This is a genomic window from Desulfogranum marinum, assembly GCF_963675105.2.
GTDB lineage: Bacteria > Desulfobacterota > Desulfobulbia > Desulfobulbales > Desulfobulbaceae > Desulfogranum > Desulfogranum marinum.
Genome location: NZ_CAXXRO010000005.1, coordinates 16,970 through 39,638 on the forward strand (window position 1 = coordinate 16,970; position 22,669 = coordinate 39,638).

General features: G+C 48.3%; 23 protein-coding genes and 1 riboswitch. All 23 genes read right to left on the reverse strand.

All coding sequences use genetic code 11. The features are described 5' to 3' along the window. Positions 1 to 76 precede the first annotated feature (76 nt). Positions 77 to 2,080 (reverse strand): ABC transporter ATP-binding protein/permease, encoded by a 2,004-nt coding sequence (locus ACHZCY_RS20615; protein WP_319550246.1) that lies wholly within the window; start codon positions 2,078 to 2,080, stop codon positions 77 to 79. Positions 2,081 to 2,281: 201 nt separating this feature from the next. Continuing rightward, entirely contained in the window at positions 2,282 to 2,743 is a 462-nt protein-coding gene (locus tag ACHZCY_RS20620) for a universal stress protein (RefSeq protein ID WP_205223530.1), read from the reverse strand. A gap of 184 nt (positions 2,744 to 2,927) precedes the next feature. Beyond that, entirely contained in the window at positions 2,928 to 3,545 is a 618-nt protein-coding gene (locus ACHZCY_RS20625; RefSeq protein ID WP_205223531.1) for a V-type ATP synthase subunit D, read from the reverse strand. Between the two features lie 117 nt (positions 3,546 to 3,662). Beyond that, positions 3,663 to 5,102 carry a V-type ATP synthase subunit B gene (locus ACHZCY_RS20630; RefSeq protein WP_319550247.1) on the reverse strand — a complete coding sequence of 480 codons (1,440 nt, stop codon included), beginning with the start codon at positions 5,100 to 5,102 and terminating at the stop codon, positions 3,663 to 3,665. A 53-nt stretch (positions 5,103 to 5,155) separates the two neighbouring features. Further along, positions 5,156 to 6,970 (reverse strand): V-type ATP synthase subunit A, encoded by a 1,815-nt coding sequence (locus ACHZCY_RS20635; RefSeq protein ID WP_205223532.1) that lies wholly within the window; start codon positions 6,968 to 6,970, stop codon positions 5,156 to 5,158. Next, positions 6,967 to 7,584, reverse strand: coding sequence for a V-type ATP synthase subunit E (locus tag ACHZCY_RS20640; RefSeq protein WP_319550248.1), 618 nt, complete (start codon positions 7,582 to 7,584; stop codon positions 6,967 to 6,969). Before ACHZCY_RS20640 ends, ACHZCY_RS20635 begins: the two co-directional genes overlap by 4 nt. Before the next feature lie 6 nt (positions 7,585 to 7,590). Then, a complete protein-coding gene (locus ACHZCY_RS20645) occupies positions 7,591 to 7,899 on the reverse strand; it encodes a V-type ATP synthase subunit F (RefSeq protein ID WP_205223534.1) in 309 nt (102 codons plus the stop codon). A 13-nt stretch (positions 7,900 to 7,912) separates the two neighbouring features. Continuing rightward, positions 7,913 to 8,233, reverse strand: a complete 321-nt coding sequence (locus ACHZCY_RS20650; RefSeq protein ID WP_205223535.1) for an ATP synthase subunit C — start codon at positions 8,231 to 8,233, stop codon at positions 7,913 to 7,915. Positions 8,234 to 8,347: 114 nt separating this feature from the next. Continuing rightward, a complete protein-coding gene (locus tag ACHZCY_RS20655) occupies positions 8,348 to 10,354 on the reverse strand; it encodes a V-type ATP synthase subunit I (RefSeq protein WP_319550249.1) in 2,007 nt (668 codons plus the stop codon). Further along, positions 10,338 to 11,414, reverse strand: a complete 1,077-nt coding sequence (locus ACHZCY_RS20660; RefSeq protein WP_319550250.1) for a V-type ATPase subunit — start codon at positions 11,412 to 11,414, stop codon at positions 10,338 to 10,340. The genes ACHZCY_RS20655 and ACHZCY_RS20660 overlap by 17 nt, the downstream gene beginning before the upstream one ends. A 42-nt stretch (positions 11,415 to 11,456) precedes the next feature. After that, positions 11,457 to 11,774, reverse strand: coding sequence for a hypothetical protein (locus tag ACHZCY_RS20665; protein ID WP_319550251.1), 318 nt, complete (start codon positions 11,772 to 11,774; stop codon positions 11,457 to 11,459). A gap of 145 nt (positions 11,775 to 11,919) precedes the next feature. Further along, positions 11,920 to 12,192: a hypothetical protein gene (locus ACHZCY_RS20670; protein ID WP_319550252.1), complete on the reverse strand. Its 273-nt coding sequence runs from the start codon at positions 12,190 to 12,192 to the stop codon at positions 11,920 to 11,922. 128 nt (positions 12,193 to 12,320) lie between these two features. Beyond that, on the reverse strand, positions 12,321 to 13,313 hold the full coding sequence (locus tag ACHZCY_RS20675) for a putative manganese transporter (protein ID WP_269755870.1): 993 nt from the start codon (positions 13,311 to 13,313) through the stop codon (positions 12,321 to 12,323). A gap of 40 nt (positions 13,314 to 13,353) precedes the next feature. Next, entirely contained in the window at positions 13,354 to 14,391 is a 1,038-nt protein-coding gene (locus tag ACHZCY_RS20680) for an Mrp/NBP35 family ATP-binding protein (RefSeq protein ID WP_319550253.1), read from the reverse strand. A 275-nt stretch (positions 14,392 to 14,666) separates the two neighbouring features. Continuing rightward, positions 14,667 to 15,116, reverse strand: a complete 450-nt coding sequence (locus tag ACHZCY_RS20685) for a NifB/NifX family molybdenum-iron cluster-binding protein (RefSeq protein WP_205223542.1) — start codon at positions 15,114 to 15,116, stop codon at positions 14,667 to 14,669. Between the two features lie 87 nt (positions 15,117 to 15,203). Beyond that, positions 15,204 to 16,136 (reverse strand): MBL fold metallo-hydrolase, encoded by a 933-nt coding sequence (locus ACHZCY_RS20690; protein ID WP_319550254.1) that lies wholly within the window; start codon positions 16,134 to 16,136, stop codon positions 15,204 to 15,206. 70 nt (positions 16,137 to 16,206) lie between these two features. Continuing rightward, a riboswitch (cyclic di-GMP riboswitch) is annotated at positions 16,207 to 16,280 on the reverse strand. A 173-nt stretch (positions 16,281 to 16,453) separates the two neighbouring features. Next, positions 16,454 to 17,038, reverse strand: coding sequence for a class I SAM-dependent methyltransferase (locus tag ACHZCY_RS20695; RefSeq protein ID WP_205223544.1), 585 nt, complete (start codon positions 17,036 to 17,038; stop codon positions 16,454 to 16,456). A gap of 6 nt (positions 17,039 to 17,044) precedes the next feature. Beyond that, the gene (gene cobJ, locus ACHZCY_RS20700; RefSeq protein ID WP_205223545.1) at positions 17,045 to 17,815 is read right to left on the reverse strand and encodes a precorrin-3B C(17)-methyltransferase; all 771 of its coding nucleotides are present in this window, start codon (positions 17,813 to 17,815) and stop codon (positions 17,045 to 17,047) included. 20 nt (positions 17,816 to 17,835) lie between these two features. After that, positions 17,836 to 18,816 (reverse strand): cobalt-precorrin 5A hydrolase, encoded by a 981-nt coding sequence (locus tag ACHZCY_RS20705; RefSeq protein WP_205223546.1) that lies wholly within the window; start codon positions 18,814 to 18,816, stop codon positions 17,836 to 17,838. An 18-nt stretch (positions 18,817 to 18,834) separates the two neighbouring features. Then, a complete protein-coding gene (gene cobM / locus ACHZCY_RS20710; protein WP_205223547.1) occupies positions 18,835 to 19,617 on the reverse strand; it encodes a precorrin-4 C(11)-methyltransferase in 783 nt (260 codons plus the stop codon). Beyond that, positions 19,614 to 20,378, reverse strand: coding sequence for a precorrin-2 C(20)-methyltransferase (gene cobI / locus ACHZCY_RS20715; RefSeq protein ID WP_319550255.1), 765 nt, complete (start codon positions 20,376 to 20,378; stop codon positions 19,614 to 19,616). The genes cobM and cobI overlap by 4 nt, the downstream gene beginning before the upstream one ends. Beyond that, complete coding sequence (gene cbiE, locus ACHZCY_RS20720) at positions 20,375 to 21,586, reverse strand: precorrin-6y C5,15-methyltransferase (decarboxylating) subunit CbiE (RefSeq protein ID WP_319550256.1); 1,212 nt, start codon at positions 21,584 to 21,586, stop codon at positions 20,375 to 20,377. The genes cobI and cbiE overlap by 4 nt, the downstream gene beginning before the upstream one ends. Continuing rightward, positions 21,573 to 22,667 (reverse strand): cobalt-precorrin-5B (C(1))-methyltransferase, encoded by a 1,095-nt coding sequence (locus tag ACHZCY_RS20725; RefSeq protein WP_205223550.1) that lies wholly within the window; start codon positions 22,665 to 22,667, stop codon positions 21,573 to 21,575. The genes cbiE and ACHZCY_RS20725 overlap by 14 nt, the downstream gene beginning before the upstream one ends. Between the last annotated feature and the right edge of the window lie 2 nt (positions 22,668 to 22,669).

Genomic DNA, 22,669 nt, shown 5'->3' on the forward strand with positions numbered 1-22,669 from the left:
GGAGACTCCGTGGGGTGCCTGTGAGCAGTTGTCATACAGCAATATAATGTATGAGCAGCTTTGGACCCTATTTGTTTCAACCTATCTCATCCCGAAGCGACCAGACACCTTCGGATTCCAGAGTAAGAATCTGATTATGATAGGCTGCCAGCGACGGCCGATGGCCAACACTGATATAGCGGATATCAAGCGCAGCCAGGAGTTGATACAAGGCCTTTTCATTGGCAATATCAAGAGCAGAGGTCGCCTCATCAAGGATGGCAAACCCTGGTTTATTGACCAGTAACCTGGCAAAGGCCAACCGCTGTTGCTCGCCTTGGGAAAGCACCTCTTCCCAATTGATTTCCATATCCAACAAAGGTTGCCCCCCAGCACCATCCTGCATCTTGCGATAGAAATCATTCAGGTTCACCTGGGCCAACACCTTTTCAGCCTGTTCATCACTCAAATACTTCCCGGAAGGATACTGCAGTTGATCCCGCAAAGATCCCAGTACCATATAGGGTTTTTGTGGCAAAAACAGCACCTGGTCCATGGGCGGATGCTCGATAACGCCGCTGCCGGTCATCCACAGTCCGGCAATTCCCCTGAGCAACGAGCTTTTGCCAACCCCCGAATGTCCCATAATTAAAACACTTCTGCTTTCGTCAAGATCAAAGGATAAGTCACGAATCAGGGTTTGCCGATTATCAGGCGTTTTCAGGGTCAGCTGATGCAGGCGAAAAGTGTCCTGTTGCACCCGCTCAATATGCTCAGCAGAAGGACTGTCTTCCGCCATCTTGGCACCTGAGGCAGCATACAATTTTTCCTTGAAGGTCGATACACGGTTAATGCCGGCGGCAAAAGCACTGATACTGTCAAAATACTGGACGATAATGGAAAAAGCGCCGAGTACCTGGCTAAAGGCAAAGGATGCCTGAGAAATCTGCCCGAACTCAACCTTACCTGCAAAATACATGGGCGCCACAATCAGTGCTGGCAGGATAACGACCAGGTAATTATAACCGGTGGTAAAGAAATCCAGGTTCCGCTGCCAGCCGATCAGAAAATTAAAATTTTTCAGGACCTGGGAAAAGCGCTTGTGGATCTGTTCTTTTTCTCCGGTTTCCCCCTGGTAAAAGGCAATAGACTCGGCATTATCACGGATATGAATAAGCCCGTAACGGAAGTTGGCCTCTTTTCTGAGCTGATTATAATTCAACCCGACCAGCCGTTTCCCGATCAGCACCGTTATCAGGGTACCAAAAAAGGCATAGACCAGCAGGATAACGGAAAGTAGTTTGGAGATAGACCAGAGAATACCGGTAAAGGCAAAGAGGTCGATAACAGCTCCCAGAATAATCAGCAGAAAGCTTAAACTCGTGACCGTAAATTCCTTTAAATCCTCGGCAAGCCGCTGATCCGGGTTATCAATGTCCCTGTTGGCAGTTAGTCCATAATAGGCTCTGTTTTTCAGGTAATTACTAATAAAAGTCTCTGTTATCCATTCCCGCCAGAAAAGGCCCAGCTTTTTTCTGATATAGGAATACATCACCACAATGGGTGTACCGATCACAAAAACCGAGGCATAGACATAGAGAAAGCGCCAGAAGGTAGGGGCATCCTTTTGCGCCAGCGCAGTCTGAAAAAACCGGCCCACATAACTAATCACTACGTTCAAGCCGCTGACAGTAAAAGAAAGGAGCAGCAGCATCCCCAGCACGGCCCAAGGCTTGAGAAAAACGCTCAGTTTTTTCGAATATATGCCGAACACCAGCACCGGCCCGACAAAACCGGCAACCATCAGATACAAAATCCAGGAATGCAACAGTCCGCTGATCCATGGCAATAACCCCGGGGCATTTCCTGCGACAAAATCCGGTACAAATGCATGGGTAACCATTACCGTCGCGGCAATGAAGAAAAAGAGCAACGAGGCTACAAAAGCCATCAAGAGACAAAGTAAGATCAGAAAACGGGTCTTGCTTTTCAGGCCGGGTGGCAGCCAGAATTCCTGTGCAATATCCAGGTATTCCTTCCATAATTTAAAATCAAGCCGTGAAAGCCCTGACATTTCAGAGTGATCATTGTTATGTGTCATACTGCCTGTAACCTCTTCAATAATACTTTCATAGCCGGCTGTTTCCCCAACTAAAGAGAAGCAAGCTGGTAACTACATATGGATAAAATATCTCTTCAGGATACCCTTCCGGACCGCTGGAACACAACAATTAGATAAACAAAAAAAGGTTACAGTTCGGGGTAGATTGTCAGTTTGTAGATTTTCGCTGAATCGTTACCGCTAAGGTTGATTTCCCGTTGCCAGCATAACCGGCAGCTTGGAAAACTCTATGACCCGTTCAGCAACGGAACCGAGTAGGATTCTCCCTATTCCACGTTTACCAAGTTTTCCCATAACGATTAAATCTGCCTGCCAACGTTCAGCTTCCTCTAGAATGGCCTCGTGTGGTACGCCTTCCTTGATGGTCATCGCAACGGGTGTGTGTTGTCCCTTAATTTCCAAGCCCATACTTTTTAAAAATCCTCTGGCATTTTTCTCCATCTCGACCACTACCTCGTCATGACTTTTGTTGCCTAAACGCTGCAATTGCTTGACTATTGCTACATCCAGGACATGCATCAAAAGCAAAGAAGAATTATGGTAAAGTGCCAATCGTCCGGCAAGGTTGACCGCATGGAGGCTGAATTTTGATCCATCAACGGGGACCAGAATTTTGGCGAACAGTGTATGCGTCTCCTTCATCTCTTTTGTCCTCTTTTGTGATTGTGCTTCACTGGGGGGGCTGTGCCAAAATAACTGTGACATCTTGTTTGTCTTTTCGCTTCTTTTCTGCGCCGCGAAAAAACCACATTGGCAATACTCCGCGAATCTTCTCGCGCCTTGAAAATAACGGAAAAATCAGCTCGATATTGATACAATTATTTCGTTACATTCCCTTATTTCTGATTCGCCTGAGCCTGAACGAATCTTCTCTTTCTTTTTCTTCAAGGCTTATATCTATTGCTTTTATTGTTGCCTGGTATTTTGGGATATAGATATGGGAAAGCACATTGATGCGCTTCAACGTTTTTTTTAGTTCTACGATAAGCCGTTCCATGCCGACTTCCACTTCGGCCAGTTCTCCGGCCAGCTCCATTGCTCGATGAATGGCGACGGTTGTGGAGTCTATGCCTTTCCCGGTCGCATAGAAACCGTACCCTGGTTTGAGCGGTGGAATATCAATATGTACTTGAGGGAGGACGACCCCCATCAGGCTTTTTTCTCGCACCCGAAGCTGTTCTCCTGCCTGAAGTCCTAAACCGACCGATGCCACGGTTGCTTCTCCATACTGGATCACGGCTTCCTGCAACCGCTCATAGGCGACAATCAGGCGCTGATTCATCTCTTCTCGAACTTTTTCCGCCCGGACCGCAAGAGAAGAAATTTGACGAACCAGGATCTCTTTTTTTTGGTCGAGAAGATCGAGACTATCCTCGGCAAAGACCAATTCATCTTTTAGGCGAATAAGGTTGCTTTTGGTTGCCGGGATTTCGATACGTTCCATAGTTGCTTAGTCGTTTATTTGTAATCGTTCACCGCTACCCCATTTTCGCCAGCGAACCGTATAGTGCGTAGGGTGGATAAGCGCAGCGCATCCACGCAGAATCCGATGCCTAGCCTTTTAATCAATAGCATCTTCACTTGCAGATCCCTTTTTTGTACCGTACGTCTTTATTTCTTTCGGCTTTAGCCTGGTCAGTTCGTGTTCCGGGAGAAGCGCCACCAGTTGCCAGGCTAGATCGAGCGTCTCATTGATGGTTCGGTTTTCATCGTCATTTTGTTTCAGGAATTGTTGTTCAAATGCTTTGGCAAAGCTGAGATAGAGTTTGTCGGTGGCAGAAATATCTTCTTCACCAATGATAGATGCCAATCGCTCGATTTGCCTGGCTTTTGCATAGGCTGCGTACAATTGATTGGCAATATTTTGATGATCCTCCCGTGTTCTTCCCGGGCCGATACCATCACTCATGAGCCGTGAAAGAGATGGCAGCACATTAATAGGAGGGTAGATAGCCTTGCGGGCCAGGGTGCGGTCAAGAACAATTTGTCCTTCTGTGATATAGCCGGTTAAGTCTGGGATGGGGTGGGTGATGTCATCATCCGGCATGGTCAGAATTGGAATCTGGGTAACTGAACCTGGCCGGTTTTGCAGGCGACCGGCACGCTCATAGAGAGAAGCAAGGTCACTGTACAGGTAGCCTGGATAGCCTTTTCTACTGGGGATTTCTCCTTTGGAGGTTGCCACCTCTCTTAGCGCTTCACAGTAGTTTGTCATGTCGGTGAGTATTACCAGAACATGCATTCCTTGCTCAAAAGCGAGATATTCTGCTGCCGTGAGTGCAATTCGCGGCGTAATCAGCCTTTCGACTGCGGGATCATCAGCAAGATTAAGGAACATCGCTACATTCTTGAGAACACCACTTTCCTCAAAACTCTGCCGAAATCCTTCAGCTTCGTCGTGACGCACTCCCATGGCGGCAAAGATAACGGCAAAGCCTTCATCATCGGCTAGAAGCCTGGCCTGGCGAACAATTTGTGCCGCGAGATCATTGTGACTAAGACCGCTTCCGGAAAAAATGGGTAATTTTTGGCCGCGGACCAATGTGTTCATACCATCAATGGCGGAAATCCCGGTTTGAATGAATTCTTCAGGATAAGCGCGGGCTACAGGATTGATAGGCAGTCCGTTGACATCGCGGGGTGATCCTTCACTGAAAGTCGGACCACCGTCAAGGGGGGTTCCCAGGCCGTCAAAGACTCTGCCGAGCAATTCTTCACGGGACACTGCTATTTCAAAAGGATGACCAAGAAAGCGGACTCTGGCGGTAAGCTGGTTGAGCCCTGTTGTTCCTTCGAATACCTCAATGACCGCTACATCTTCACTGATAGAGAGCACCCTGCCTAGACGAACTTTGTCATCAGGAGTGACGATCTCTACCTGTTCGTCAAAACCTGCTCCTTTGACCCCTTGTACGACCAGCAGTGGACCGTTGATACGTTCAAGGCCTATATACTCCAAAATCGGACCTGCAGGACCTGTGATGTGATCAGGATTTTTCAAAAAGTCCTCCGTGTCAGCCGCAGTTATTTGTTTTCTGAAAAAACAACACTCTTTTAAAATGAGTTTTCATGATGCTGCTGTAGAAGCGTTTCTATTTCTTGATCAATCTGTTGCCTAATGGCAAGAAAAGGGGCAGATTCATCACCTTTTTGGGTAAATTTAAGCCGATGAATCTCCACCACCACCGGGAGCTCCAATGCCCTGAACAAAGGAATCCGGACGGCCACGATTTCAGCCAGGCGATCAAAAAAATACAGGATAATATCCAGAAGCAGGAATTGTTTTTGAGGGCTGGCATAGGTATCAACAGCATCAAAGGCACTTTGCTGAAGAAAATCGTTTTTCAATAATTTTGCTCCTTCGATGATGCGTTTTTGATCGTCGGGAAGGGCCTCTTCGCCTAAAAGCTTGACCGTATTTTGCAGCTTGGCGTCTTCCTGGAGTATTTGCATGGCTTTTTCCGTGAGTTCAAGCCATCCAGAGGCAACCTGTTCGCTCCACCATGGCTCGACCTTGCGGCTGTAGCCGGAATAACTCTGCAGGTAGTTGATGGCGGGAAAATAACGGGCACTGGCCATTTCCTTGTCCAACGCCCAAAAACACTGCACAAAACGCTTGGTGTGCATGGTCACCGGTTCGGAAAAATCTCCACCCGGGGGAGAGACTGCGCCGATGAGGGTGACTGATCCCTTTTTGTTGCTCAAGGTTTCCACCTGACCGGCTCGTTCATAAAAAGCAGCAAGCCGACTGGCAAGATAGGCAGGGAACCCCTCTTCAGCAGGCATTTCTTCCAGCCGGCCGGATATCTCGCGCAAGGCTTCGGCCCATCTGGAGGTTGAATCGGCCATCAACGCGACATCGTAGCCCATATCACGGTAATATTCGGCAATAGTAATTCCTGTGTAAATACTTGCCTCGCGCGCGGCGACCGGCATGTCGGAGGTGTTGGCAATCAGAATAGTTCTTTCGATGAGCGGGTGTTGACTTCGTGGGTCAAGGAGTTGCGGCAGGTCTACCAGCACGCCTGTCATTTCGTTGCCTCGTTCGCCGCAGCCGATGTAGACAATAATATCTGCATCAGTCCATTTGGTGAGTTGGTGCTGAGTTATAGTTTTTCCCGTACCAAACCCTCCTGGAATTGCTGCAGTGCCTCCTTTTACAAGGGGGAAAAACGTGTCGATAACCCGTTGACCGGTTATCAGAGGTTCAGCGGGAATGAGCCGTTTTGCATAGGGACGAGTTTTTCGTACCGGCCAGCGATGAAAGAGTTTTAATCCGTGAATGGTCCCATCAGGTGTTTTCACGTTGGCGATCACATCATCAAGGGTATATTTTCCGGCGGGAACTATCAGTTCCAATTTTCCTTCTTTGCCCGGCGGAATCAGCACTCGATGGGTAACGATTGATGACTCTGCTACCTCGCCAAGGATAGAGCCGGCGGTAACCTGATCACCTGCAGACAACAAAGGAGAAAAGGTCCAAACACGTTCCCGGTCAAGAGGATGACCTATTTTTCCCCGTTGAATAAAATCTCCCCACTGATGTTGGAGATATTGCAGGGGACGTTGTACGCCATCAAAAATAGTACCGATAAGCCCAGGACCTAATTCAACATAGAGAGGAAGTCCCAGCCCCTGTACCTTGGTACCCGGCCTTATACCGGAGGTGTTCTCAAAAACCTGCACAGTTGCCACATCATGGTCAAGACTTATGACTTCTCCCAGCAAACGCTCCTTGCCGACTTCAACCAGTTCATTCATGGACAGTGCAGAGGCCGGGCATATTTTGAGTACCGGCCCACTGATCATGGTGACAACAGGCAGCGATTCTGTGGGCGCAAGCTGTGTTGCGGTAGGTGAGTTGTTCATGGCTGCTTCACCATTTCCCGGGCAAGTAATTCTCTAAGGTGAGGTTGTGACCGGGTGAGCAGGGCGGAAAAAGAGAAGTCGACAAGCAGTCTTTTATCATAACTATATGCCAGGCAGCCCCCGGTAATCGATTTTGGCTCCGGGAGGAGGTGGACGTTTTTATTGCTCTGCTCTGAGATATACTGACGAAATGATTCGTTTATAAGGGGCTGATCACATTGCCTTACCTGAATCCAGAACTCGTTTCCAGGGAGTTCCCTGATTGCCTGTAAAACGATCGATTGCAAAAGCTCCGGATAGTGTTTTTCTTTACTTATCCGGTCAAGCTGCTGTCGGGTTTCCTGTAAAAGCTGTTGCATTATATCTTCTTTTGCATGCAGCAGCATTTGGCGGGCTTTTAATGTCGCTCCGTCCTTAAGCTTTTTGGCTTGCTGAAAAGCATCTTGTTTGAGCTTGGCAAGATGCTGTTCAAATTCACTGTTAACCTGCTGTTGTGCATCCTGAACAATACCCTGCGCCTGTTTCTCAGCTTGAGTGAGAATTTTTTGAGCTTCTGTTTGCCCTTTTTGGCGGATTGCCCGGCAAAGAAGAGCATCCCGGTCAGGTATTGTCACTTTTGCTCACCTCTTGATGGTTCCCATAAGGGAAAGTATTAATTCCCCGGCAGAAGGACGTTCCGGAGAAGAACCCGTAGTGTCTGGAATTTCAACGATTAAGGGCCTATGCATTGTATAGATAATTGTATCCACCTCTGAACGAACAAGAGCTGCATTTTTTTCAGTTATTAAAACAAGGCCGATCATCTGGTTGTCGACTGCAAATTTCAGGGCTTCCAAGATCATTTCCCTTCCCTTTACAGCGCGAGTTGTTATACCACCCAGGGAAAAGGCCAGGCATGTGGTTGGGTCGCCAATAACAATTATCTGCATTATTCGTTGATATTTAGATTTTACCTAAGATCATTATCGCAACAATAAGGCCGTAAATGGCAATTCCTTCAGCTAAACCAAGGAAAATTAAAGCTCGACCTGCCAACTCCGGTTTTTCGCTCAATGCTCCCATGGCAGATGATCCTACCAGGGCAACGGCGATTCCTGCGCCAAGAGAAGACGCGCCGACAGCTATGGCTGCTGCTATAAATCCCCACTTGATCGCTTCCGGTGAAAGGGGAGCAGCGGTCACGGTTTCCTGGGCTAAGCTTAATGTTGGTACGAGAACATAGAAGAGGCTGATCAGCCACATCCAGTACTTTTTCCATTGCATAGTTTTTCTCCTTTTTTTCCAACAGACTCCTAATTATGATGGACTCGTAAAAAGTCCATCACAAACTAAAGATGGCTACGTGCAACATCGTAGATCGGACTTTTTACGACGCCATCAATTATGATTATGGGTACTTTCCGGTGTTCTTTTTTTTTCAAACAGAGGCTGAAAAGGTTTGCCGCCACCCCTGAAAAATTTACTGAAAAATTCATAGTACTCCAATCGTACGGTTTGAATGGAAACGACCAACCCTTCCAATCCGATAATAATCACGTTGCCGATCAAGAGAGTCAGCCAGTAAAAAAAGCCATGACCATGGGCATGTTGGATCATATCTGCAAGTGTAAAAACAGCTAAAAAAAGGCCGGCATGGGCAAGTGCAAATGCCGCAATCCTCACAAAAGAGACCGTGTTGGCAAGGTAGCGCAGGAGCTCGTCCAGGACATCGATGAGCGATTCAAGAAATGTGATCCCCATGCCCTGCAGCAAAAGGGGGCCTTTTTTGTGTTGGCTCCGCCTGGTTAAGAGCAGTCTGACCGGGCGTTGGAGAATCATCAGCGTGAAGAGCAGGCCACTGCTCACTTTGGCAACGGCTATTTCAAATGGTGTGGGCGGGCCGACGAGGAAATAGCGTACGCCAAGGGCCGCCAGCAGCCAGTACAAAAGAGCACCGGCGAGTCCTGAAGCAGAGAAGAGTTCTTGGTAACGATGCTGACGGACTATATTGATTAGATTGAGAATAAGTCCAGTGCTGATCATGGCCACCCCAATTGCTGCAGCCACTGTCATAAAATAGTTTATGTTCTCCATGGGGTGCATCCATAGGGCAGGAATAATGTTTTCAAGGCCGAAGATACTGCCATACAGTAGGCCAAAAACCGAGGCCGAAAGACCGCACTCCATCAGGATGATGCCATAGTCGATGTAACGATAGATTTTTTTGAAGATGATATAGCCAAGTACGCAGAGCACCGCACCGTGACCGACGTCACCAAACATCATGCCGAACAGAAGCAGAAATGTTATTGCCAGAAAACCGGTCGGCTCTACTTCTTCATAGGTTGGGGTGCCGTAAAGAGTCGTTAACCGTTCAAAGGGTCTGATCAAAGCAGGATTATTGAACAGGATGGGGATGGAAAGGATACCGGAACGGACCTCTTTGACATGTTCCGGATCGACTTGCTCTATAATTGCCTCTCCGGCACAAGCAGCCATCACTCGCTGCTGCAACTCCTTAAAAAGCGTTTTCGGCAGCCATCCTGACAAAAGATATGTGTGATCAATCTGACCAAATTTTTCCTGTGCAAGGAGGAGTTGTCGAGCTAGCAGGAGTTCTTCCCGCAACAGCAGCAGTTTTCCCCCAAATTGAACAGCCAGCTTCTTGCATTGAGCCTCCAGGTCTGCCAATCCCTTCTCTTCTTCTTGTTTTTCGGTGCTTAGCTTTGCAAGAATAGAGGGAATAGTACCCTGCAACGATGTGCTTAATTCCAAGGGATCCCAGAAAGCACTTTTTAAGGCTCGCAGTAATATCGCTTCATCTTCTTTGAGTGCCATTGCCAACAAAATAATCCTTCCCTCCTTGTTGTTCACAGGGATCAGGCTATGTTGTATTCCGTCAAGACTGGTCTGGAGACGTTGGAAGTTTTCTTCAGGAATAAGGCCGACCTGAAAGGTGGTGTAGCGTAAAGCAAATAATCGTTCGATTTCTATTTCAAGGGGTGCTAATAACTGGAGGCGGGCAATCAGGGCTTGATGTGCCCCCAAAATGCTGTGCAGGTGTTGCTTTTTTTCAAGAGTTTCGAGAGAATCTTTTTCAATGGTGGTGCATTCTTCTTCCAAGCGAAAAATGAGTTTATCCGGGCGAGGTGTTTGGCTTATCACAGGGGGCTGACTCGAAACCTGCAGTGCTTCCAGTAGATTGTTGACTCGGATGAGTAAGGCGTCATAACGACCCAGGAGCTCAGTGTTCACATGGGCAACATATCCCATATGGCCAAGAGGCGTATCCTCCACCCGAATTAAGTGCATTAAGCGCAAGTCCCCCATGATGGCCATCACTTCTGCTATATGCTCTTCAGGTGTTTGGATAGTAACTCTAGTGAGTTTAACTGGCCGGAACATAACCGTTTTCCTGTAGCTGCCAGGACAGCCTGGCACGTGATTCTTTTATCGTAAAGTTAAGGGCCTTCATCTGCAGCAGGGTGATCAGATTGGAAAGTTCAATCTCTTTTTCCAAAAGATACGCCACGGCAATACCTATATGAAATGGCTGACCGGAAAATACACGGGCCAGGTAGTGTAAAAAATATGCTTCAAGGCTCCGGTCAATATTTCCCCAGTCTTTGATTTCGGAGAGTTGTTGGTGAAAAGAGTGGGGAAGAAGGTTGATAAACGTTGTGATATCTTGAACCCTTGCCAAACTGTTCAGGCAGGTCAGGGAAATAATGTTGCCCCCTGGGATAGTGTAGTTGACAATTTCTTCAGCAGGCAGCTGGTACTCGATTTTTAACCGTATCACCCATAGTGTATTAAGAATATCAATGTAGAGAGCGATAATGTTTTTTGAAACAGTTCGATTATAGCTCTTGCCAAGGCCGTAAATCGCTTCCCATAATAGATGAAAACAGGAAAAATCAAGGGCCATTTCCAGTGGAAAAAGTCTTCCCTGCGCGTCAAATTGGGGGAGGGCGTTTTGCAATGATCGGCCAAAGATATCCGGTGGAAGGTGGTCTATGCACTGCTGAATGGATGTACATGCCCAGAGTGTGTCCCACGGTAGCCGACTTATATGAGCAATTGGATACAATAAATGAGAGACAGCCTCTCTGGTTAAATGAGCGAACTGAGCTCTGAGGAGAATTTTCAGGTTTTCCGCTTCAAAACGTCTGAACAGGGCTAGTATTACCTCTTGCTGCTTTGCTCCACGCAATGAGCGGATAACCTTGGCATAATCAGTGAGTAACGGACGGGCAAGCTGCCGTTCAAGGAAGCGGAGTTCCGGCGCCTCCTGTTCAAACTCAGGAAGGCAGGAGCTATAGGAGGTTGTTGCCAGGTAGGAGAGACAGGCCGGCAGGTCTTTTGCGGCAAGGAGAAAATGGTGATCTTCCTGAGTAAGCTTTCTGCTGCGCAGAGCTCTTACTTTCGCATTGAGATACCCATATTTTGCTGCCGCCGGCAACATGCTCCCTCCTTGTTTTCAGGAATCATAAAGGTCTTGATTACATCACTTCTCAGTGTTGAGTATATTGTTGATGAAAGTTTCGATGATATTTTTCCTTTTCGTTTCGATCGTTTGCCGAAGTGTCTCGATATATCGCTGTGTATCCTCTACTGTGAGTTGTGCTTGATTATGCCCAGTGGTAATGATAGGTACAATTTCACGCTCCTCCGTTGCACGAATGTGCTCCTTAAGCTCAGTGAGTATATTTTGTGCCTCCTGCTTGGCCTCATGTATACGCTTGGTAGCTTTTTGTTCAGCACGTTCAACGTTTCTTCTTGCCGCTTCATCGGCAGAAAGTATCTGCTCAATCACAAAATTCATAATAGCTTAGATTGCTGGTCAACCAATGGGCATGGGTGGAACCCAAGTACCTGCCATTGATATGGCAGTAATAACGTATTTGCATTTCCTTGCCTGAGCGGCCTAACCCAGATTTTTCATCAATAAAGTTCATGAGAAATTCGGGCTAAGATAATTCGCTGTCTTGTGGTTGCTTGTTGCAACGAGCAAGTTTTGCCAGCGCCTCATCATCACACAGGCCGTGTTCTTCAGAAACCAGTATTCCGGATGTAGCATCGGCAAACCACCATCGTCTTTTTGGACGGCCGTCAATAAACAAGCGAGCACGATTACTGATAACGAGCATGCCTTGTTTCTTCGCCTGTTTACGAATTTGCTTCCCTGTTTTTTCAAAATCTTTGAAAACCTTTTTACCGGCTGCTGTAGTATTTGCGCTCATCGTTTTCTCCTCAAGTCAAAGGTGTAACAGCACATGTAGGTCCAGAATGTTATCTGTTAGATAAAAGTTTCTTCACTCACTCTAAATTATATCATAATGATTAAGATCATTGATTTTTTTTTTATAGTTCACCATCCCGATAAATATCCCACCAGTCCAGACAAAAGTCCGACCACGAAGTTGATTGTCTTCACTTTTCCGAAATCCCAACGTGATTCGGCAAGTAAAGGCAACATGCCATGACCATCCTGGACAACGGAACTTGCTAAAAAAATACTAAATGGAATGGCACCCTCAACAAAAAGGGTGAGAAACAGGAGGTGGGGGCCTGATTCCGGAATAAGCCCAACAAGACAGGCTATTAGCAAGACTACCAGCTGGTGCTCCTGCATCCAGCCTTCAAGGTGGAGATGGTTCACCAAAATATGCATGAGCAGCAGAGCCGCAAAAGTCCACATAAACACTTTTGGCAGATGGGCTTTCACAACATGGTCCCAAAGGTGCTCTTCAAGGAAATGATCAGGAACGGTTGAGACAATGAACAGCGCGATAGAAGTAAGAAGGAGCAGGGTGATTCGTATCCAGTTCCAGCTTGCAGGGCCCAATTGACCCGTCACCACCGCAAAAAGAAACATCAGTAACGTACCTGTCAGAATTCCTCGGGAAGAAGAACACCGGGTCCATTGCTCTATGATGTGACCCCGAGGGAAACAGCAGCAGGCTTCTTCCTCGTGAACGTGAAATTCAGTATGACAGATGGCGTTTTGTGATATTTTTCCGTCCAAAAAAAGATCTGTTACATAGCCGGCAGCAATACCTATAAAAAAAAGGAGGATAAAAACAAAAGGCGCCTGGTGCGGAATCATGGACAGCATAATAAATGATTCATCACCACTTGTGGCAACCATTGCCACAACCAGTGCTCCCAGGCTTATCTCCTTATGCAGGTACAACGAAACAACCGTAAAGGCCCCCAGGCATCCCGGCGTTGCTCCCAACAAGGATGCAAGCAAGTATTGGCGCCAGCGACCGCCTCGCAGCCATTGCTGCCAGACACCCTGTGATAAGACGTTCAGGTACTCAATGATCAACATCATCATGAACACAAAACCGCTTATCATAAGGGCGTGTGTGGTTATGTGTTGCAACGAAGTTATCACGTTACTGTTGATGAACTGCAATATTTTTGGCAATTTTTTGGAAAACAACACCTGTTGTGGAATGTGGTGCTGATACCATCAAGGGTACCCCGCTATCACCACCTTGTCCCAGGGCTAAATCAAGCGGAATTGTACCTATCAGTGGGATATTGGCTTCCTCGCTCAGCCGTTTCCCACCTCCTTTTCCAAAAATTTCAATTGGCTGTTCTGTGTGACCGCAGAGAAAATAAGACATGTTCTCAACCAGGCCGACAATGGAATGACCGGTTTTGTTAAACAGAGAAATGGATCGGCGAACATCAGCCAAGGCGACTTCCTGGGGTGTGGTTATCATTAAGATTGAACATTTGGGAAGAGCCTTGGCAATGGTGATTGATGGGTCTCCGGTTCCGGGGGGAAGGTCTATGACCAGGTAATCAAGTTCGCCCCATTTTACTTGATCAAGCATCTGATGGAGTATTTTTGTTACAAGTGGTCCTCGCCAGATGAATGCATCGTTTTGTCCGGCAGTCATCCCCAGCGACATGATACGCATCCCATATTTGTCTATGGGAATGATCATGTTGTTTTCCTGATCTACCGCTTCTCTAATATCAAGCATCAAGGGGACACTTGGCCCATAGACGTCAGCATCCAATAAACCGACTTTGTACCCTTTCTCAACAAGTGCCAGCGCCACGTTGACGGCAATGGTGGTTTTACCGACTCCACCCTTGCCGCTTGCCACAGCAAGGAAGTGCTTTACTTTTTCAATGCCTTTTAATGGGGCCTTGGGAAATAATCGGGCAGATTCTTCTTTGCTGAGAGCAACGACCTTTACCAGGACAGAAGAGACCTCGGGCAATGCACCTACTACCTTCTTAATTTCCCCCATGAGTATATTTTTCAAAGGAGAAGTATCACTTTTTAGGGCCAGGGTAAGACTAACGATCCCATCCTGTATTGAAACGTTGCGTATCAAGCCAAGGTCAACAAGGCTTTTTTTAAATTTTGGATGTAGAACAGGGCGTAAGGATTCTACAATGTGTTGTTCATCCATCACTTTCACTCCTTTCTTTTCCAGGGAGGGGGCCATGGAAATAGTCGGCTATCTTGAATAATTACCATTTATACTGATCACCCGGAGTCTTGGGCGTACCTCGCTATGCTGATTTTATGCTCGGTAGTAGCGTTGACGCCGATAGTAAGTAGATGCCTGTGGCAAAAATTATCGCATGCCTCGGCGTCATTGCTTACCTGCCTGCGAACTCAATTGCTGATAATTTAAGATACTCTGCCGTTTACGATGTCTTTTCAATTTGGATTTTCAAAATGTTAACGGCGTCTTCTCCCGCCACCTCCCATCCCTTGTCCTCCTCCACCGCCCATACCACGGCCCATACCTCTTCCTCCTCCTCCCTGCATACGGGGAGAAGCACCTGCTGCTGAAGAAGTTTCACTGTATGTGCCATTTTTGAATTTGACCAGAGCCTGACTCACTGTATCTTGAGAAGACACGCCCTCGAATAATTTGATATTTGTTTTTTGGAGCACACTCATGGAGTTGGGGCCCACACGGCCGGTAAGTACAGCGTCAACACTTTTATCTGTCACCAGCTGAGCAGCGCTAATTCCTGCTCCTTGTCCCTGGTTGGCAGCAGTGTTTTCAACTGCCTCAAACGTACCGGTGTCTGTATCAACAATCAAAAACCAGGGGGCACGCCCAAATCTAGCGTCTACTCTTGCTTCAAGTTCTTTTCCTGCTGCTGTTATGCAAAGCTTCATATCTTCCTCCATTCATTCTTAAAAGAGTGGATTGGTGGATAGTGCAACAAGCGATTTTGCAATATTACATATCCATTTCCTTGCTTTTTATTCAACATCTTCAGCCAGATACGAGTTCGTGTAGGCTCTTCCCCGTTCATACTCTTCATGCCAGTGGGGGCGTACTGGAAATGTCTCGTATAATTGAGTCCTATCGGCTTCCAGCAGTTGAGGTTTTTTACCCATAAAATCAGCAGCACAATAAATATGCTTCCCTGTTTTTGCAGAGAGTGCTTCAAGCCATTGAGGCCCCTGTTGATCACGCATGAGGTGATGGTCAAGAATGAGCATTTTTGAATTTTTGGCTAAATGGAGTGCATTTCTCCAGGCAATTTGGCGCAGCTCTCCAGAGAGTTTTTCAAGGTAGAGAGGTGGCCCTGCAGCTAAAATTACGTCTGCTTGCCAGCCTATGATGCAATCAATAGTGTCGGGATCCAGCAACTGAATATCTGAGCCATGGACAAAAACGCTGTGACCTAAATCAATCCGTGTCATCATAACCCTCCCCTGTTTGCTCTTTTCAACACCATGGGGAACAGCTTGAGAAAAGGTCAAGGGACCATCTGTAAGTGACTCGGCCACATGAAAATTCTTGCCAAAAAAAAATTGCAGATCTTGACCGCGCCGTTCTATTTTTCCAGGGGGTGAGTCAATTGATTTACTCCAGCAGCGGAGCTTCTGAACATTTTCAGGAAGATCCTGTAATGCCAACTGATAGCAATTGGCCTCCTTGAAAGGGATATGGTCGCCATGAAAATGACTGAATACAACATCCGTTGCTTCGACCAGATTTTCAATAATGCGTCTTCGTACCCGTTCGCCTGCTGCTACCTGGATGGGGTGAGGAAGAAGAGCGTGGCGGATATAGCCCAATGCCACACCGGGATCGATGAGAATCTTGCGGTTTTTGGTTGTGATAAAACAACTTAGGCCTCGAACCCCTAAAGATTCAGTGCCGATAATTTCAATGGATTCATTCATTGAATGTATGATCCCATCTCAATTTAAAGAGAAAAAAACCGGGCATAAAAAAAGCCGAGCTACCTAATGTTCTGGTAACTCGGCTATCTCTGAAGACCCGTAGCTTTCCGTCCCTGTCTTCCGGCAGGTTTGGCTTTATCTTCTTCCAACCATATGAATCAATGTGTACTTTTCAAGGGAACAAAGTGGTATTTGTTTGAGAAAAAACAATAAATTAGCCACTGTAAAGCCGGGAGATGGGAAAAGAGATGCAATGGATGAATAAAGTCGGTTGGTCGACCGACTTTATTAAAGGGTATGGTCAATAAAGGATGAGATCAGGCACCAGGTTTTTTAGCTGTAACAAAATAATGGTATTCCAGGAGATCGTGTTCAGTGACCAGGTGGAAATCTGCCTGTTGCAGTTGTTCGCTTACCGTCTTGGGACTGATCCGTATCGACACAGGTGGCCCCATGGGAGTTTCCTCTTTTTTCCAGTCAATAACCAGGATAGCTCCCCCGGGCTTGAGGAGACGCCGGCTTTCCTTGAGCATGGTCAGGGGTGAATCAAGCTCGTGGTGCAGGTTAATCATGTAGACAAGGTCGGCTATACCGTCGGCAAGGGGAATACTGTTTTCTTCTGAACGGATAACGCGAATTCGTCCTGCATAGCGGGTCGGTATATTGGTCTCCATCCATTCTATTAATTCCGGAGCGGTGTCACACGCATAGACGGTCGCTTTTGGAACCTTGTCGCTCAACGGCATGGCAAAGAAACCCGCACCAGCACCAATGTCGACTAAAATCTCAGGGGCGCTCAGGTTCAGCGTATCCCATATCAGGTCAGGATTCTGGAAGACCTTCCTGCCCGGATCAGTCAGCTTCTGAATTTTTTTTGGGTTGAATTTTTTTCCTGTATTCATGATGCATTATAAGCCATATTTTTTGCTGTATCCCCGAGGAGTAATCATTTTGTCATTCCAGAGAAAGGTCTGCGAGTTACCGATGATAATCGTGGTCTGCATCCCGATTTCTTTTTTCAGCATATCTTCAAGGGTGGTCAGCACCACTGATTCGTTATCCCTTGAAGCGCCCTGGACAATCCCCACCGGGGTGTTGGGATCTCGATATTCCATAAAAATTTCCTGGGCACGCACAATTTGATTGGTCCTTTTTTTGGATTTAGGATTATAGATCGCCACCACAAAATCTGCAGAGGCCGCTGCCTGGAGGCGTTTTTCAATGACCTCCCACGGCGTCATCAGGTCAGAGAGGCTGATGGCTGCAAAGTCATGCATGAGCGGCGCACCTAAAATGGCTGCGCAGCCGTTGAGCGCTGCTATGCCAGGAATGACCTCGATATTGACTGGAGAATCTACTGCCTTGGCTAGCTCAAAGGCCAGACCAGCAAGAGCATAAATGCCAGGATCTCCACCGCAGACCAGCGCCACATTTTTCCCTGTTTCTGCAAGCTCCAACGCCTTACGGCAGCGGTCGATTTCCTGCATCATCGAAGAGGAAATGACTTCTGCTTTTGCTGGGATACAATCTTTTACCAGATCCAGGTAGGTACGATAGCCGATGACGACATCAGCGGTGGTTATAGCCTTTTCAGCTCTGGGGGCCATCAGGTCATGAGCTCCTGGGCCAATGCCGACAACAAAGAGAGTTGGTTGGTTTTCTGGTGTTGAGTGCGCCATGTTGTGTCGTTATTTCCTTGTTATTGTGTTGTAAAAGGGGTGGGTATTTCTGCCACTGCCGTGGTTGCTCCTTGCCATTTCATCTTGCCGACAAGTAGCGAAGTTGCACCTGCTGCAAGCATTGCCGCTGGTTCAGCAACCGCTTTTGCACCGGTTACGCGCAGGACGGTCGGCGAAGCTGTGATTCCAGGTACGGTGTTGAGTTCCTCGCTGGTGAAAAAACGAAGGTTCAGCTGTTTGCCGGCGGCAGCTGTAAGAAGCCCTTGTTCGTCCTGCTTTAGGGTGATGGAGGCGATGAGAGCAATGGATTGCGGGGCGAGATTGTGTTTTTTGCAGGTAGCCTCTATACATTGCTCAATGAGGGCCGCAGGGGTTCCGCGTTTACAACCGATACCGAATACTAATGTTTTCGGATGAAGGAGCGCCGCGTCAGTCTGTATTTCGGCAAGGCTGGTTATGATGAGGTCTGCTGACTCCACTGTCTCTGTTTGAATCAGATCCGGAGGGAGCGGGGGTAATGGATACCGGCTATACACCTGCAGTGAGCCTGTATCAACAAGTTTTCCCATTTTTTGGGTAAAGCGTGTTTTGTTGCCGATCACCAGGTCAAGCTCCCTGCACCAGAGGTCAAGGGCTGTTTGGCCAAGGACATCAGAAGCCGTGGTTATCACTGCCTGACCGCCTGTCGCGTCTGCTACCCTCTCAGCCAGAGCATTTGCCCCGCCTAAGTGACCGGAAAGGAGCGAAACCGCAAATTTGCCCTGCTCGTCACAGACCACCACTGCCGGATCCTTGCTTTTATCCTTGAGCAGCGGGGCAACGGTACGGACGACAATACCGGTAGCCATGATGCAGATAATGCCTTCGTACCTGGTCCAGACCGTTTCCAGTGTGGTGCGCAGTTTGCCTTTGCATGGAAAAAAGTCGGCTTCCAGTTGTCCTGCAAGCTGCTCGCCGAGCAGGGTCGCACCTTTGGTAATGGCTAATATGGCATATTTCATAGCAAGGGTTGGCGAATGCTATCGGTATTCGTGTTTGAACTTGGTGTCGTAGAGCTTTGAGGCAATGGTGCTCTCCATGTCCAGGGCCGGGCCGACAATGATCATGGCTGTTTTTTTTATGCCGGATGCTTTAATTTTTTCATCAATGTTTGCCAGGGTGCCGGTCAGCTTTTTTTCTTCGGGCCAGCTTGCCTTTTCAACCACAGCCACCGGAGTTTCCGGCGTATAGCCTCCGTCAATGAGGTCGGCAGCAACTTTGTCCATCATGGAGACACTGAGGAAAATGCACATGGTAGCCTGTGCGGCTGCAAGATTACGGAGAGATTCCCTCTCCGGTACCGGGGTACGGCCTGCCTGCCGAGTGAGAATGACTGTTTGGGTTACCTCAGGCACGGTCAGTTCTTTTTTGAGGGTGGCGGCGGTGGCAAAGGCTGAGCTGACCCCGGGGACAACCTCGTAAGGTATCTCTTCCTTGTCAAGCCATTGCATCTGTTCACGAATAGCACCGTAAATGGCAGGATCGCCGGTGTGGAGGCGGACAACCTTTTGTCCTTTGCGGTAGCCTGCTATGATGTGCTTCAGGATTTGCTCAAGATCCATACCCGCACTGTCAAAACATTCACCTTGTACGCCGGTCAGCAGTTCCTTGTTTACCAGGCTGCCTGCGTAAATAATCAGGTCTGCCTGGTCAAGCAGGCGACGTCCCTTAAGGGTGATCAGCTCCGGATCTCCCGGACCGGCACCAAGGAAAACAACGGGGTGAGAAGGGGGCTGGGATATTGTAGAGTCCTGTACTGTCATTGTTCTACCTGTATGTGCTTTTTTCTTATAACCATGGTGGAAAAATAATGCAGATCTTTGCCCACGGCGGTGCGGATATCGGTGTAGACTGTTTGGCCGGGAAGACCAAAGCGTTCAAACAGCACTGCATTGTCAACCATGTCCAGCTCGGTGAGCAAGGCAACCAGGGCATCCATTTTACGATGCACCTTCATGAGCACTATGGCATCAAGGGTGGTCAGGATGTCTCTGAGCCTGTCATCGTCAAAGGCTGCCGGGACTACAGTGAGTACGTCGTTACCAAGTGCCAGCGGGGACGACAGGCCCGCGGCACAGGCGGCCATGGCTGTGATCCCCGGGACGACAGTAACCTGCACGTCAGGGCGCTTTTCCTGGATCATCGGCAGCAGATAAAAAGCGGTGGAATAGAGTGTTGGATCGCCCAAGGTGGGAAAAACGACATCTTCTCCCAGGTCAAGATACTTTATGACTTCAGCAGCGGAGACGCGCCAGGCATCAAGGAGGCGCGGGTCGAGCGTCTCTCCCATAAAAACCTTCTTCATGGCAAAATCCAGGTCAAGAATTTTTTTACCCGAAGCATCTATGAGGCCGCCGGCAATCTGCAGAGCACTAGAGCCGTTGGTGTTCTTTGATTTAGGGACGGCCCATATTGCAGTATCTTCCAAGATACGGCCTGCTTTATAGGTGATCAATTCAGGGTCGCCTGGACCGATGCCGACAAGGTAGAGTCGGCCAATCGGCTTTGTGTTTTCCGTGCTCATGAGCTGCCTGTGATTATAGTGATAGGATTAAAAATGGTTGGTTGTCGTTCGTTTTTTTCTTTTCTTGTCACCGCAATTGTAGCTGTTTCAACCAGGAGCCCATGTCGCTGGAGACAGTCAGGCGCTTGTTCAGCTGTTTTTTGAAGGACTGCATTCACAACAATTTTTCCGCCCTTGGCTAGCTTTGGTGCAGAATGAGCAATGATGGGCTCCAGATGACTGCCACTGCCGCCAATAAATATGCGGTCAGGCGAGGGGAGTTCTAGCAGGGCTTGCGGAGCTTCTCCGCAAACAAGGTGCATGTTGTAGGTGTTGAATTCCTTGATGTTGCGCCGAATGTTTTCCTGTTCTTCCGGCTTTTTCTCAATGGTATAGACGGTCAGATCCGGGTTCAGTCTGGCTGCTTCCAGGGAAATGCTGCCCGAACCGCCGCCAATGTCCCAAAAAACGCCTTGCTGCGGTAGGCAGAGTTTATGCAACGATGCTGCTCTGACCTCATTTTTGGTTATCAACCCTCGCGAATGGTGAATGTCGCCTTCATTGAGTCCAAAACAGCTTGTTTGCGATGGAATATTCTTTTGCTCAACCAGTACCATATTCAAAGGGCTGAATTTTTTCCTGCTGATAGACTCAAGGTCCCCTTCGTAGAGGGCCTCGTCTGGAAGCCCAAGGTTTTCCGCCACTCGCATCCGTAATCCATCAATCCGTTTCTGGTCCTGTGTTGCCTCCAATGCCAGTAGCAGTTGTTGTGCAATGAATGCCGGGGTGTTGGTGTTATCGGTGAAAAGAATGGCCTTAGCATGGCCGAGAATCTTTCCCGCGATGTCTCCCGCAGCTCGGCCGTGGAGACTGATCAGGGTTAGGTCATCCCAAGAGATCTTGAATCGCGCGCAGGCAAGCTGGAGAGCGGAAAGTGCGGGGTGAATACGCAGCTGAGAGGGATCGAAATGGCTGAGCAGGGTTTTTCCTATCCCGTAAAAAAGGGGGTCGCCACTGGCTAGGATCGCGACACTACCTAGGTGTAATTGTTGCGTGACCTCGTCCACCATTTGCTGGATCGGTGCGATGGGAATGATCGGCTGGGTAAGTTCACTCAGCATTTTTTGATGCCGGGCTGAAGCTACAACAGCACAGCACCCGGAGATGAGTACTTGTTGCTGCTGGTCGAGAACCGGACCGGCTATGCCTATAAGTTCAATGCGGGACATGATGTACAACTCCATTTTCCGAGGTAACCAGGTAGATGGAAACCGGTAGCTCCGACCACTCTTCAGCCTGTTGCTGCGCTTTTTTGCAGACCGCGTCTACCATGTCTTTACGCCCGGCTGCCATGAGTCGGTCGTAAATTTCCCGGGCGGTATTGGCGTTGGCCATGGCCTGCGCCTTTTCATTTTCCAGACCTAATTTTTCCAGTAGCTCTGCAGCCTGGACAGGTTCCAAGGCACCATTGCGCACATGAGTATGGGGGACCGCTAGCGCTGCTTTGAGCAGCTTGGCCCACATGGTTGACAATATAATAGCTGAAAACCCTTGGCGCTTCGCTGCTTCCAGCGCATACAGCAGGTAGTCGCCCATCATTACCTGCGATTCTTCCGGAAGATGCAGCAATTGCTGTACAGCTTTTTCCGAAGTGCGGCCGGTGGAGAGTATGACCGTCTCCAGGCCCGCTGCTCTTCCGACACTCATTGATGCCTCAATGGTATCGGTCCATGCTTTTGCTGAAATAGGACGTACAATGCCGGTTGTTCCTAAAATGGAGAGACCTCCGACGACCCCTAGTCGATGGTTCAGCGTCTTTTTAGCAAGCTCCTCTCCGTCACGGATAAAGATGGAGACTGTGAGTCGCTGCTCTTGATGTCCTGTTTCTGCAAGAGATTCGGCCACTGCTGTGTGTATCATCTCTCGTGGAACAGGATTAATGGCGGGTTCGCCGACCGAAACCGCTAAACCAGGTTTGGTTACGACGCCGACACCTTCACCGTTTATCAGGTGGATTTGTTCCTTGTGCGGGCTGTCTTTCCCGGTAAACGCAACTTCTGCCCCTATTTCCGCACCATTGGTCACGTCCGGGTCATCGCCGGCATCCTTAACCACTGAGGCCAAAACCCCTTTGCCTGTAGCCAGGCATCGGCATAAAGAAAAGCGATGTCTTGATTTATCGGGAAAGGGAATCTCAACTTCTTCCGGCGCACTGCCGGTTATAAGCTTGAGCACAGCTGCCTTGGCCGCGGCTGCTGCGCAGGCACCGGTGGTGTATCCCGAACGTAATTTTCTATTTTTTTTGTTCACAG

What these genes read in the sequence shown, in the direction of transcription:
- ACHZCY_RS20615 (WP_319550246.1), bottom strand. Translation starts at nt 2,080, where the DNA reads ATGACACATAACAATGATCACTCTGAAATGTCAGGGCTTTCACGGCTT.
- ACHZCY_RS20620 (WP_205223530.1), bottom strand. Translation starts at nt 2,743, where the DNA reads ATGAAGGAGACGCATACACTGTTCGCCAAAATTCTGGTCCCCGTTGAT.
- ACHZCY_RS20625 (WP_205223531.1), bottom strand. Translation starts at nt 3,545, where the DNA reads ATGGAACGTATCGAAATCCCGGCAACCAAAAGCAACCTTATTCGCCTA.
- ACHZCY_RS20635 (WP_205223532.1), bottom strand. Translation starts at nt 6,970, where the DNA reads ATGAACAACTCACCTACCGCAACACAGCTTGCGCCCACAGAATCGCTG.
- ACHZCY_RS20645 (WP_205223534.1), bottom strand. Translation starts at nt 7,899, where the DNA reads ATGCAGATAATTGTTATTGGCGACCCAACCACATGCCTGGCCTTTTCC.
- ACHZCY_RS20650 (WP_205223535.1), bottom strand. Translation starts at nt 8,233, where the DNA reads ATGCAATGGAAAAAGTACTGGATGTGGCTGATCAGCCTCTTCTATGTT.
- ACHZCY_RS20655 (WP_319550249.1), bottom strand. Translation starts at nt 10,354, where the DNA reads ATGTTCCGGCCAGTTAAACTCACTAGAGTTACTATCCAAACACCTGAA.
- ACHZCY_RS20660 (WP_319550250.1), bottom strand. Translation starts at nt 11,414, where the DNA reads ATGTTGCCGGCGGCAGCAAAATATGGGTATCTCAATGCGAAAGTAAGA.
- ACHZCY_RS20665 (WP_319550251.1), bottom strand. Translation starts at nt 11,774, where the DNA reads ATGAATTTTGTGATTGAGCAGATACTTTCTGCCGATGAAGCGGCAAGA.
- ACHZCY_RS20670 (WP_319550252.1), bottom strand. Translation starts at nt 12,192, where the DNA reads ATGAGCGCAAATACTACAGCAGCCGGTAAAAAGGTTTTCAAAGATTTT.
- ACHZCY_RS20675 (WP_269755870.1), bottom strand. Translation starts at nt 13,313, where the DNA reads ATGATAAGCGGTTTTGTGTTCATGATGATGTTGATCATTGAGTACCTG.
- ACHZCY_RS20680 (WP_319550253.1), bottom strand. Translation starts at nt 14,391, where the DNA reads ATGGATGAACAACACATTGTAGAATCCTTACGCCCTGTTCTACATCCA.
- ACHZCY_RS20685 (WP_205223542.1), bottom strand. Translation starts at nt 15,116, where the DNA reads ATGAAGCTTTGCATAACAGCAGCAGGAAAAGAACTTGAAGCAAGAGTA.
- ACHZCY_RS20690 (WP_319550254.1), bottom strand. Translation starts at nt 16,136, where the DNA reads ATGAATGAATCCATTGAAATTATCGGCACTGAATCTTTAGGGGTTCGA.
- ACHZCY_RS20695 (WP_205223544.1), bottom strand. Translation starts at nt 17,038, where the DNA reads ATGAATACAGGAAAAAAATTCAACCCAAAAAAAATTCAGAAGCTGACT.
- cobJ (WP_205223545.1), bottom strand. Translation starts at nt 17,815, where the DNA reads ATGGCGCACTCAACACCAGAAAACCAACCAACTCTCTTTGTTGTCGGC.
- ACHZCY_RS20705 (WP_205223546.1), bottom strand. Translation starts at nt 18,816, where the DNA reads ATGAAATATGCCATATTAGCCATTACCAAAGGTGCGACCCTGCTCGGC.
- cobM (WP_205223547.1), bottom strand. Translation starts at nt 19,617, where the DNA reads ATGACAGTACAGGACTCTACAATATCCCAGCCCCCTTCTCACCCCGTT.
- cobI (WP_319550255.1), bottom strand. Translation starts at nt 20,378, where the DNA reads ATGAGCACGGAAAACACAAAGCCGATTGGCCGACTCTACCTTGTCGGC.
- cbiE (WP_319550256.1), bottom strand. Translation starts at nt 21,586, where the DNA reads ATGTCCCGCATTGAACTTATAGGCATAGCCGGTCCGGTTCTCGACCAG.